An 11,034-nucleotide genomic window follows, 5' to 3' on the forward strand; every position below is an offset into this window, starting at 1 on the left:
GCCCTTCCTGCAGCAGGCGCCTGGCAAGATGAAAACCGATAAAGCCGGCAGTGCCTGTAATGAAGTAGCGCATTCCCACCTTTTCTCGGCTCCCTGCCTATCGTTCCGTCTCGACAAAGATACGGGTTTCACATTCGAACGAGGTTAGCGGCCCGCATCTTTGATGATTTGCTTGCGTTTGATCGCGCTCTGACACGCGTCAAGGGACTAAGCCGTAAAGATGCAGCACTCCCTCGACGACTATAGCCAGGGAATATTTCGTCGATGCAAGCTTACGTCCTTCTTCTCCAAGCGCCTCGCACCGTGCGTGGTCGAGTAAGAGCGTTCTCAGCGCGGCGGTGAGGCTCTCAATATCACGAGGTTTGACCAGCAGCCCGGTTTTGCTATCGACGACCAAGTCGCGGCATCCGGGCATGTCAGTTGTGACGATCGGGCGGCCGCAAGCCATGGCCTCGATGAGAACCTTAGGCACGCCTTCCCCATAATAGCTCGGCAAACAAACTATCGAAGCCTGCGCAAGCGTCTGGGGCATATCCTGACGGTGACCCCACCATTCGACGACACCTTCCGACACCCAACGGACCAATTCACTTTCATGTACCGATGCGGGATTCTCGCCATCCGGTTTGCCCACCAGCACAAAGCGTGCATTCACGCCCTCGGCCCGCAACAACTTCGCCGCTTCAACGAACTCGCTTATCCCCTTGTCCCGGATCATCCGGGATGCAAGCATCACCACAGGGTCGATCGTGGCTAACGGCGTAGGGACATAAACGTCCAAATCGACGCCGGCGCCGTGGATAAGATGGACCCTAGCCTCATCGACGGCACACGCACGGGTCACGACGTCGAAGTCTTCCTTGTTCTGGACAATGACAGCCGTACCCTTCCTGTTGAGCAGGTAGCGAAAGATTGAAACTATAAACTTCCTTAGAATTCTTGCTTGCAGATTTTGAGAGGAGAACACGAAGCCCAAGCCACCCAACGCATTTACTCGCCTGGAGACGCCTGTCATCATGGCGACGATGCTCCCGTACATCACCGGCTTCATCGCAACGTTGTGGATTACATCAGGCTTTTCGCGCGCTACAACGGAATACAGCTCCGCGATTGCACCAAGTTCCCGAAACGGGTTCAGGCTTGACCGGACAAGCTGCCGCAGAGGCACAACGCGAACGCCCTCCTTTTCAATTTTATCCGCATGATCCGTCACTCTCGTTGCGACAACCACCTCGCAACCTTTTGCCTTCGCAGCCACGGCCAGCGGCAGGCGATGAGAATGGAAATACCAGTCCTCGGCTACAAAAAAGAGCACCTTCAAACTCATATACTCCGACGGGCTGAAACGATTGCCGGTTTACACATGGGCACCACCTGCCTTCACCGGCACTTTCGCAGATGAGACCGGGACGATCGGAGACTGATGGCCTCCCATTTGTCGAGCACGTCTTCGAGTGTCGAGCGGGCATGAGCGGCGTTGGCAGGCTTCGACAGGCGAAGGCGGAGTTCACCGTCCTGCATGATCTGTCTCAACCCAGCGGCTAGTGCGATCGCTTTTGTGGGCCGAGAATCCACCAGGAGACCATTTTCTCCGCTTTTGATGAGCTCATTCGTGCCAGCGCAGTCGCTGAAACCGATCGCCGGCAATCCGTGCGCCAGCGCTTCCACAGTTGCCAAACCATAGCTTTCGTAGGCAGATGAGATCACATACAGTTGCGCCGCGCTATATTCGGAGGAAATATCCGGAGTACTGCCAGGCAAGCGCACGCGATCCGATAAGTTCAGGCGCTTTATCTCTGCCTCTATCGTCGCCCTCGCGTCTCCATCTCCGACGATTTTCAGTGTCCACTCTGGAAAATCGCTGGCGAGCAACGCGAAGGCTTGCACCAGTGTCATATGATCCTTCTGCGGATGAAGTCGCCCGACGGCGAGGAGGGTACGCCCGGACTCCACGCCAACGACGTCGGCCTGCCGACCAGCAGACCACCCGGTCGGATTGGGCAGCACGCACATCTTGGCGCGGATCGCCGGCGGATAAAGCTGTTTCATTTGGCTTGAAACAGCTGTGAACCGCTTCACAAGTGGAGCGGTTAATTTAAGCAAGGTCCACTTGAGGCGCGTCCCACTATAGCGGGCAGGCACATTGTGCTCGCTTGCTATGATGGGCAGGCCAGATCCCAACAATGCGAAAGCGATTGGTGTGTAACTTGATGGCATGAACGCCACAACAACATCGGGAGCCAGTTCGCGGATACGTCGCCGCAGTCCGATAAGCGGGAGCGGCATCAACCCGCGGATCTTTAGCGTTTGCCGTCTTATCTCCGGACTTAACGGATAAAAGGAAGATGCCGATGAACCATCCAGCGTGAGGACCGAGACATCATGGCCACGACGATGCAGACCGTTCACCACTTCCGCGAAAACACGCTCAGCGCCGCCACCAAGTGTGGCCAACGATTTGATGCAGAATAATAATTTCATCAACTGGCCGCTTGTTTCAGCACATTCTCCCAACGATCAAAGCAGGCCGACGGCAGATACTTACGCATTGAAAGGCGTGCATTGGCGCCCATTTCGGCCCGCCGGGCATGATCAGCCATCAAGTCGCCCAATGCTTTTGAAAGGTTGTCGGGCGAACCGTTCCCCTCAGCAAGCAATCCTGTCCCGCCGTGCTCTATCAAATCGCGGACTCCTGCGCAATCGCCATAGCCTACAGAAGGCAGGCCGTGAGCAAGCGCCTCGGCCAGAGCATTCGGGAAACCCTCCCACCTGGATGGCAGGCAGAACAGATTGGATGAGACGTAAGCGGACGCCACGTCCGAGGTCGTACCTGTCAGAAATACGCGTCCCCGCAGGTCGGGGCTGCTGTCGATCATCTCTTGGAGGACCGTCCGGTCTTCCCCCTCACCTACGATCTTCAGGTCCCAGTCGACAAACCGATCTGCGACGACCGAGAAGGCCTGCAGCAGAGCCTGATAATTCTTTTGATAGCTTAGCCGGCCGACTGACAGCAACGTGAAGCGGCCATGGCGGTTTGCGGCCCCAGGAACGGCTAATTCATGGGCCTCGGAGACCGGATTAGGTGTCTCGGCGATGAGTTTATGAAGAGCTTTCGGGTAGTAATCCCGATAGCGATCGAATTGAACAGTGATGCGTTTGGCGAAACGAAAGCTGAAATGTTCTTTTCGTTTGCCCCACGTGCTGTTGGCATGTTCATAAAGCGTCGGCGCTGTGCGCTCGGCCGCAATAAGCGGGATTCGCATCCCGGCTGTGTAGGACAGCATAGCCCGAAACGGGCCACCTTGAAAACAAACGATGACATCCGGAGAGAACTGGGAAACGGATCTGCGGATCTTTGGGACACGCTGTAAGCGCGTCAAAACATTTGCCTTGCGAGAGGCATCGCCCGTGTGCAACTTATACCAGCCTATTTCCGGGGCCATCGGATAGAAAGCTTGCGCATCGTCTCGGTCCCAGCTCAGCAGGGCAACTTCGTGTCCGCGAAGGACCATCTCGTTCATGATGGTCACGATCATCCTCTCAAGACCGCCAGCCATCCGATGCATAGCACGGGCGACAAATAACAACCTCATTGTATATTCCTCTTATTCATGCGCCTCTCATGACGAAGGCGTTTTGGCCCGGTTGCCAACAGGTGCGAGGTGGCGAGAATAGGATTCATGGCGACGATAAGGAGGAACTGGGCAATGAATCGGAAGTACTGCCGCTTGAAGTGGTGATACCGCAGGTTCGGCCAATGGCTGGCATAATGATATCTGCCAACGGACCGCAAATATCCTTCATGTTTTTTTGCGACGGCGACCTCGGCAGAGCGATTTGCGTCTGGCGACTTGTCGGATCCCTGTGTTGAATGCTGCACGAACAGCTTTTCCGTCGTCCCGATGAAACACCCACCCCCCAGTGCGAGACGAATAGCGAAATCGACATCCTCGACGCGTTTTAGCGACGCGTCAAAGCCGCCTAGCTTCCGGAACAGCTCTCGCCTCGCCATTAGCGCGCACGTGGGGGTGCCCGAACCGTAAAAATAATCGGGCCTACGCCGATAAAAGAGAAGATAATCCGCGACGTCCGTGCCGCAGGGCGTCTTCCCCGCGGATCCGATGGCGGGAAGCGGCTTGAGATGGCCGTTGGGGTAAATCCGCTCCCCTGCCGCATAGCACGCGACCGGGCGAGAACCGTTCGACGCCTCAAACGCCTTAATTGCAGCAACCTGCAACATTACCCGGTTAGCGGCGCTCTCGTCGTCATCGTCGAAGAAAACAATAAAATCTCCCGTCGCTGCTTCGATAATTGTGTTTCTCGCCGTGGCTGCGCCGCCATTTTTGCGATGACGGACGAGGCGAACCCTGGGATCATCAGCAATAAAGGATTCGACATGCTCGGGCGATCCATCTGTTGACGCATCATCGACGACGAGGATTTCAAGATCGCTCCAATCCTGCGACTGTGCGCTTCTGATAGCATTGCCGATGGTGTCGCGCGCATTGAAACAAGTTATGCCGATGGTGACGCGCTCGCTCTGGTTCATGGATGTTACTTACGATGGAAGAGAGAAAAACTAAGGTTGCTATCGAGCTGCGGCAGTGCATACCACAGGCGGGACCACGTCCAAAATGGATGGGTTATGGCGCTTATCATCAGCTTGCGGATAAAGGCAGGCCGGTCGCCTCGTAACCACAGATACTTTGTTTTCACCCATTCCCTCGAAAACCGATAGTGGTCCTTGTTTTTGAATGCAGTCTCGTGCTTGTCGATGACTTGGAGCTTGTAATGGAGCTCCTTATCAAGCGACTTATCGAAGCTGTATGTCAGCGTCTGGGTCACGAGCGGTTCCGCGATCCCAATGAAGTGACCGCCCGCTCTTGCCACGCGCACGCAAAATTCCATGTCTTCCGACCTACGAAAGGCAGGATCAAATCCGCCAAGCTCTATGTAAGTCGAAGTCCTTGCCATTTGAGAGCACGTAGCGACCGCGCCGTAGCCATCCTTGACCGGCTCTCCCCATAAGAGCCGCCCGGCAACGGCCAGACCATGAGGCGCCTCCTTTTCCTGGGAGCATCCCATCGTTCGCTCGATGCGTTCAGTGCCATCGCGGGTTATCTGCCTCCTGGCTGTGTGACAGACTACCGGCACCCTCTCAGGAATCTGGCCTTCATACTCGACAATCCGCCGGTATTGCGTGGCAACTCGGTCTGGATCGCTCATATCATCGTCATCGAAGAACGCTAGAAAATCGCCTCTGGCTTCTGCTATTACTCGATTACGAGCTGCCGCTACTCCTGAATTGTGAGACTGACGGAACAGCCGAAGCTGTGGATGTTTCTTGGCGATCTGGTCTACTAACTCGAAGGTCTGGTCGCTCGATCTATCATCAACAACAACGATCTCCAGTGGCTCCCAACTCTGAGCGATGGCTGAAGATATGGCACTTGCAATATGCCTCTCGGCATTGAAGGACGTGATGCCAATTGTGATCAGCGGAGCCATTCGGTTACTGCTTTCTGAGTCCAACGCATACGAGCTAGGTTAGCTGGTGGCCGTCGATAGGACTAACCGTTTGCCACGACGACGGACTGGCCCTGATTGGCGGACTGCCTGCTGGTCAAAAAAGGTTGCACTATTATGTTAGCTCCGCATAACGCCATGACGAAGAGAATCGGACCAGGCAACAGCCACGCCTGGGTCTGGTTGAATATAGCGTTCACTACAAAGAATATCGCAAACGCGGAACCTGAGTCACCGGGCTGCGTGGTCAGGTTTCGGAAGCCGACAACACAAATTAGGCCGATTATGCTCATGGCTGCGATCAGAAAGAAGGGACCATATCCGGCGCCAAACTGAAGATACGGAGACTGGATAGTGCCGACCATGAGCCAGTCTTGCCGTGTAATGCCGAGCATATCGTTTAGCCCCCAAGGATTCGCTTCCGTCATGAGGTTGGCTAGCTTTTCAGGTGTGTTGGGGAATCTTGATCCCGGATAGCCTCCATCGAGCGTCATCCACAGTCCCGCGATCGCACCATAGACTCGGATGCGCAAGGGCCTTTTGACTTTGTATTCAAAACAATTTTCATTGATGCAATCGGCTCCGTTCGTCGTCTTTTGGAACCAAGCCTCATTGCTGCCAAGTTGATACGCAACCTTGTTTCCCACCGAGATCATCGTCGGCGAAACTAGCACCGAAGAATAGTACACAGAAACAGCCGTCGCTATTGTGAGTGCGACTGTGGTGAAGAGACCCCGATAACTCAACTTCGGTCGGAAATACAATAAACTAATCTGAATGATCACCAATATTATGCCGATTCGCCCGCCCGAGAGGAGGATTGCGGTCGCTAAGACGCATCCCAATTTCGGGCGACGAGAAAGGAGCGACCATATGTATGCCGCTGCCAAACACGTGGTTATGTCATCGCCGAAATACCAAAAAGCTCTCTTATAGAAGTCGGAGTAAGAATAGACTTCGCCCACATCAAATAGAAAGCTGAAATGGATCAGAATCGCCACGACCACGCCAGCAATAGCAAGCAGCCAGGGACGAAATTTGTAAATTCCGTATGCGATGACTCCGGCAAACGAGACAAGCAGCATCTGCACGGCGTTGGATTCGATTATTTGCGGCATCCGGTCGCCTCCGCTCTGCCGAAGATTGTCTCGTGTCCGATCCGCGCGGAGATAACTCCCATCATAATCAGAATGTTCACTCCCGTTTCGCACTGATGAGATAGCCTAGCGCACATCTAACAGCGGGATGGTCCTGCTTAAACTTGGCTTCTCCACCCTTCCTGAACTTCCAACGTGCAAGGAGGTAGTCGATTGTCAAAGCAATACGAATCCGCGTGCGCTTGAAGGGGCCAGGCAGCCTGGTAATACTGCATGCCGTCGAGTACGGCCCCCACAACAAGGCAGTTGTGGATGTGAGCGTGAACCCGCACTCGTAGAGCAACGTTTGCCAATAAGCTGGCGTTCCCCTGATGTAGTCGCTGGGATGACCATGAACTCGAAAGATAAACGGCACGATAAAATGTATATGTCCGCTCTTCTTTAATACCCTCTGGAGTTCGCGCAGCGTTTCTTTTCCATGGTAGACATGTTCGAAGGTATTAAACGACACGACGGCGTCATAGCGTTGATCTGTGCAAGGCAGAGGGCCGTTAGGCTCAATTAGATACGTTGGTTCAGTATCAGGGTCGATATTCGCGGACTCATATTCGAAGGGAGCGCCGCGCTTGCTCCATTCTTTGACGTGCTGGCTATAATTGGTTCGGCTACCACCACCAAAATCCAGCACCAATCCCTCAAGGTCCAGAAATTTCAAGCGCTCATATTCAAGGCATCGCAACGTGCTGATGGTTCCGGCACGCTTGAGCATATGCAACAGGCGCCCAAAGGTGGGGATATCAAGTTCGACGCGCCCACTTCCGTCGTGAAATTCGTGCATGGCTTCTCCGCAACTCTTACTTCCGGCACAACAGAAGCGGCTTGTCCGATCGACGGCCTGGCACCTCAGCCACTATTTTAAAATGACTCGAAATCGCCTTTCGAACGCGTTCAGTATCGCAGATACCTGGATGGAGTTCGATAACCAAACACTTTACCGACGCAAGCAATTCCGGATTTGCACACAGGAAATCTTCTTCGGACCCCTCAATGTCGATCTTAAGGATATCTACTTCCGTTAAGTTGCCGATAGTGTCCATTAGAGTTTGGAGTGTTATCGTTTGGACTTCTAAATCACCTTCAGAGGAAACCCGGTGACTCATTGAGGGTCCTGCGGTCGAAAAGCGTAACCGCTTTCCGTCGGCACTAGAGGCTGCGAAATTGATTACGCGCCAATTCGCATGACGAGAACTCGCGTTCTTCGTCGCCACGGCGAAGGTATGTATATCTGCCTCAACACTTAGAATGTTAGCGTGAGGATTAACCCGGAGAGCCCAAGCAGCAAAGGTGCCTATATGAGCACCTACATCCAACACGCGTGGTGAATCAGCAGACAGCAGATCAGCATCTAGAAATTCATATTCGCGCTCGTGGAGCACCTCCACGATCGCGTTGCTGTCTATGCCCCTGAAAAACAGCGGCTTGCCGTCGTACTTCACCTCCAGCAGGCTAAGGGGATTTTTTTTTCGGCGAATGATAATGCGCGCCGCAGCGACAGGACCTCCGGCCAGCGGAGTGAGCCAACGAAGCGTCTCACGGAGTTTTTTAAATCGTGTTATCATGGCGACATTCGATTGGTTTCATTGCAACGGCATTCCTTGCGGTGACCCTTGGACAAGGTCTCGAAAGAGTTCTTCATTCTCGAATAAAGTTTCGTATGATCCTCGCGCGACAACCTGGCCACGATCCAGAAGGACAATCTGGTCGCAGTTGCGTACGGTCATTAAGCGATGGGCTATTATGACAATCGTCTTATGCTTCCCGAGTTCAGATATCGCTTTCATCACCGCTGCCTCTGTCTGGGTGTCCAACGCACTGGTCGCTTCATCAAAGACAACCACCTGAGGGTCTCTATACAAGGCACGCGCGATACCCAAGCGTTGCCGCTGTCCTCCGGAAAGGCGGGTTCCCCGCTCGCCAATGATCGTGTCGTAGCCCTCGGGAAGTTCCTTCACAATGAAGTCATGGATGTGGGCCTGCGTAGCCGCCCTCTTCGCCGCCTCAACATCAATTTCCGGACGAGGAACACCGAAAGCGATATTGGCCAACACCGTGCTGTCTGCGAGAAAGATCTGTTGAGGCACATATCCCAAATTCATCTGCCACGCGCGGATATTGCGCACGTCCAGTGGCACGCCGTCTACAGTTATGCGGCCCGACGTGGCCGTCGTAAGACCCAGGAGAAGGTCAACAATCGTGCTTTTCCCCGCGCCTGTTTGTCCAACAAATGCTACGGTACTATTGACAGGAATGTTCAGGTTAATATTGCTTACGGTCTTCGCCTTGGCAGACTGGTACTGAAAATCGACATTCTCGAAGCGAACTACATCTCGGAATGGCAATGGCTGGTCCGGCCGGACGCCTATTGGAAGACTATTCTGCTTTAGAGACAGATCGCGAAGCAACTCATCGAGGGCAGGGAGAGCGAATCGCATCTGTCCAACGCTGCGAAACACGTCCTGGAACGCCGGAAGCAGCCGATATCCGGCAAAAGCGAAGAAGCTCATCAGAGGGAGTATTTCGTCGACCTTGTCCCCACGCGCTATCCAATAAAGCAGTACGCCAAGCATGGATCCGAACGCAACAGCTTGAATAAAGTAGAAGGGAAGCTCGCGAGTAATCATCGTCATTGATTGATGGTGCGCATAGGCCCTAGATGGCGCCCCGAATCGAGACAAATACTCCTCTTCCCGCCCGAGCAATCGCAGTTCCTTAATGCCCTGCAGCGCCTCTGCGGCAACAACGAACCGGGCATCATTGGCTTTGAGGCGTCGTTCGCCAGAATATTTGACGCGCTGGCGCGTAAACGCGTCGATTGCAATGTAGCTTAGTCCAAAAGAGCCGGCCAAAACGCCAGATGTCGCTGGCTCGACAACAATCAGCAGAACCACGATTGCAGTGGAAACGACCAACCCCGCAAGGGCGCGCATGCCCGGCAGCATAACGTTGCCGGCAACTTCCTGGACTTCAGACAGCAGCGATTTCGACAAACTCGATGTGTTTTTCTCCAGGAAGAATTCGTAGGGCTGGGCCATATAGGTCTTAAGGAGACGCATCGATATCGCGTGGATTCGCATCACCGAAAAACGTTGTATGGCAACAACCGTCAATGCACGCAGAGTGAGGCTGAACAGCAAGAAGACGAGCATCACCACGCCTAATGCAATCAGGAAGGTGCGCGTATCCTTAAAATCCAATGTCTGATAAGCGAGCGAGATGAAATGGTTGGCTTTAATTATCCCCGGGTTTGCTAGCACCCCGATAAATGGCAATATGCTAGCCACACCCGCAACTTCAAGAAAGGCAGACATTACCATCAATGAAAATATCATCGCAGCCCGCAGGCGCTCGCGAGCATCCAATACCGAATAGAGCTTTCTCAGTACTGCCAAGAATTTGCCTCGCAGGTTATCAGGGAAGGCTACCTACCAATCAAGGTCTCATGTAGCAACCAAATAAGTCATCTCGACAGGATGAAGGCCCTCCCACACGAGCGACATCGCCCGGCCTCTGGCCGGATACAATTTTCGAACGCCTTTTAGCGATCAGCGGCGCGCCGGTTCTCCGGCTTTCATCGGTAAATAAAGCCGACGACGATTTCTCTACGCCAGTCCATGCAGGCGAATGCAACGTCTGATAGATGAGCGGTGCGGAAGACTTTGATTTCCGATTATTTCAGTTGCGCTCGTTGTAGAAACTGACAAGAAGGTGGTTGTCCGATTGATCCGCGAGACGCTGAGAAGCAATGCCTGAAAATACCCCCAATGAGACGCCACGCTCGGGATGGTTCTTAGTGCCGATGCAGGCGCTCTTCACTCCTTTGCTGGCCATGCCGCGTGCTGCCAAACGCGCGCTCGCCTTGCTGGTGGATTCCGGCCTTTGCGTCCTGACCATCTGGCTGGCTTATTGCTTCCGCCTGAACGAATGGACGGTGCTAACCGGCGTGCAGTGGTTGCCGGTCTTCGTTTCCTTGTGCATGGCCCTTCCGATCTTCATCGTCATGGGCATGTATCGGGCGATCTTCCGTTACGCCAACATGGCCGCTTTCATTGCCGTGCTGAAGGCCGTTGCGATCTACGGCGTCGCCTTCATGACGATATTTACGGCGCTGAGCGTCCCTGGCGTTCCGAGAACCGTCGGCATTCTCCAGCCCTTCCTGCTGCTGATTGCGATCGGCCTGTCGCGGTTGGGTATCCGTTATTGGCTCGGGGATACCTATCAGCGTATCCTTCATCAGAATACGCTCGCCAAGGTGCTGATCTATGGGGCAGGAAGTGCCGGGCGGCAGCTTGCCGGCGCTCTGACGAATAGCGCCGAACTCAATGTCGTCGGTTACCTTGATGATGATCCGCGC

The 11,034-nt window shown here is 54.1% G+C and carries 11 protein-coding genes; 1 reads left to right on the top strand and 10 read right to left on the bottom strand.

Annotation, left to right across the window (positions count from 1 at the left end):
• The 10 genes from GA0061105_RS34030 to GA0061105_RS31795 form a co-directional block, all read right to left on the bottom strand.
• Window positions 1-73 (bottom strand): NAD-dependent epimerase/dehydratase family protein (locus GA0061105_RS34030; protein WP_342587660.1); only part of this gene is annotated, 73 nt, incomplete at its 3' end.
• 126 nt (window positions 74-199) lie between these two features.
• Window positions 200-1,327 carry a glycosyltransferase family 4 protein gene (locus tag GA0061105_RS31755; protein WP_092755314.1) on the bottom strand — a complete coding sequence of 376 codons (1,128 nt, stop codon included), beginning with the start codon at window positions 1,325-1,327 and terminating at the stop codon, window positions 200-202.
• Window positions 1,328-1,380: 53 nt separating this feature from the next.
• A complete protein-coding gene (locus GA0061105_RS31760; RefSeq protein ID WP_092755317.1) occupies window positions 1,381-2,481 on the bottom strand; it encodes a glycosyltransferase family 4 protein in 1,101 nt (366 codons plus the stop codon).
• Complete coding sequence (locus GA0061105_RS31765; protein ID WP_092755320.1) at window positions 2,481-3,593, bottom strand: glycosyltransferase; 1,113 nt, start codon at window positions 3,591-3,593, stop codon at window positions 2,481-2,483. The genes GA0061105_RS31760 and GA0061105_RS31765 overlap by 1 nt, the downstream gene beginning before the upstream one ends.
• Window positions 3,590-4,549, bottom strand: coding sequence for a glycosyltransferase family 2 protein (locus GA0061105_RS31770; RefSeq protein WP_092755323.1), 960 nt, complete (start codon window positions 4,547-4,549; stop codon window positions 3,590-3,592). Before GA0061105_RS31770 ends, GA0061105_RS31765 begins: the two co-directional genes overlap by 4 nt.
• Before the next feature lie 5 nt (window positions 4,550-4,554).
• On the bottom strand, window positions 4,555-5,508 hold the full coding sequence (locus GA0061105_RS31775) for a glycosyltransferase family 2 protein (protein ID WP_092755325.1): 954 nt from the start codon (window positions 5,506-5,508) through the stop codon (window positions 4,555-4,557).
• A gap of 62 nt (window positions 5,509-5,570) precedes the next feature.
• Window positions 5,571-6,644 carry a hypothetical protein gene (locus tag GA0061105_RS31780; protein ID WP_092755328.1) on the bottom strand — a complete coding sequence of 358 codons (1,074 nt, stop codon included), beginning with the start codon at window positions 6,642-6,644 and terminating at the stop codon, window positions 5,571-5,573.
• Window positions 6,645-6,720: 76 nt separating this feature from the next.
• The gene (locus tag GA0061105_RS31785; RefSeq protein WP_092755331.1) at window positions 6,721-7,461 is read right to left on the bottom strand and encodes a class I SAM-dependent methyltransferase; all 741 of its coding nucleotides are present in this window, start codon (window positions 7,459-7,461) and stop codon (window positions 6,721-6,723) included.
• 16 nt (window positions 7,462-7,477) lie between these two features.
• The gene (locus GA0061105_RS31790) at window positions 7,478-8,242 is read right to left on the bottom strand and encodes an FkbM family methyltransferase (RefSeq protein WP_092755334.1); all 765 of its coding nucleotides are present in this window, start codon (window positions 8,240-8,242) and stop codon (window positions 7,478-7,480) included.
• An 18-nt stretch (window positions 8,243-8,260) separates the two neighbouring features.
• Window positions 8,261-10,072, bottom strand: a complete 1,812-nt coding sequence (locus GA0061105_RS31795) for an ABC transporter ATP-binding protein (protein WP_092755337.1) — start codon at window positions 10,070-10,072, stop codon at window positions 8,261-8,263.
• A 353-nt stretch (window positions 10,073-10,425) separates the two neighbouring features.
• Between GA0061105_RS31795 and GA0061105_RS31800 the strand changes: the two genes are divergently transcribed.
• A partial coding sequence (locus GA0061105_RS31800; RefSeq protein ID WP_425348788.1) for a nucleoside-diphosphate sugar epimerase/dehydratase occupies window positions 10,426-11,034 on the top strand: 609 nt, incomplete at its 3' end.

Source organism: Rhizobium aethiopicum (assembly GCF_900094625.1).
Taxonomy (GTDB): Bacteria; Pseudomonadota; Alphaproteobacteria; order Rhizobiales; family Rhizobiaceae; genus Rhizobium; species Rhizobium aethiopicum.

Coding starts and splice junctions, on each gene's coding strand:
- GA0061105_RS31755 (WP_092755314.1), bottom strand. CDS start 1,327: ATGAGTTTGAAGGTGCTCTTTTTTGTAGCCGAGGACTGGTATTTCCAT.
- GA0061105_RS31760 (WP_092755317.1), bottom strand. CDS start 2,481: ATGAAATTATTATTCTGCATCAAATCGTTGGCCACACTTGGTGGCGGC.
- GA0061105_RS31765 (WP_092755320.1), bottom strand. CDS start 3,593: ATGAGGTTGTTATTTGTCGCCCGTGCTATGCATCGGATGGCTGGCGGT.
- GA0061105_RS31770 (WP_092755323.1), bottom strand. CDS start 4,549: ATGAACCAGAGCGAGCGCGTCACCATCGGCATAACTTGTTTCAATGCG.
- GA0061105_RS31775 (WP_092755325.1), bottom strand. CDS start 5,508: ATGGCTCCGCTGATCACAATTGGCATCACGTCCTTCAATGCCGAGAGG.
- GA0061105_RS31780 (WP_092755328.1), bottom strand. CDS start 6,644: ATGCCGCAAATAATCGAATCCAACGCCGTGCAGATGCTGCTTGTCTCG.
- GA0061105_RS31785 (WP_092755331.1), bottom strand. CDS start 7,461: ATGCACGAATTTCACGACGGAAGTGGGCGCGTCGAACTTGATATCCCC.
- GA0061105_RS31790 (WP_092755334.1), bottom strand. CDS start 8,242: ATGATAACACGATTTAAAAAACTCCGTGAGACGCTTCGTTGGCTCACT.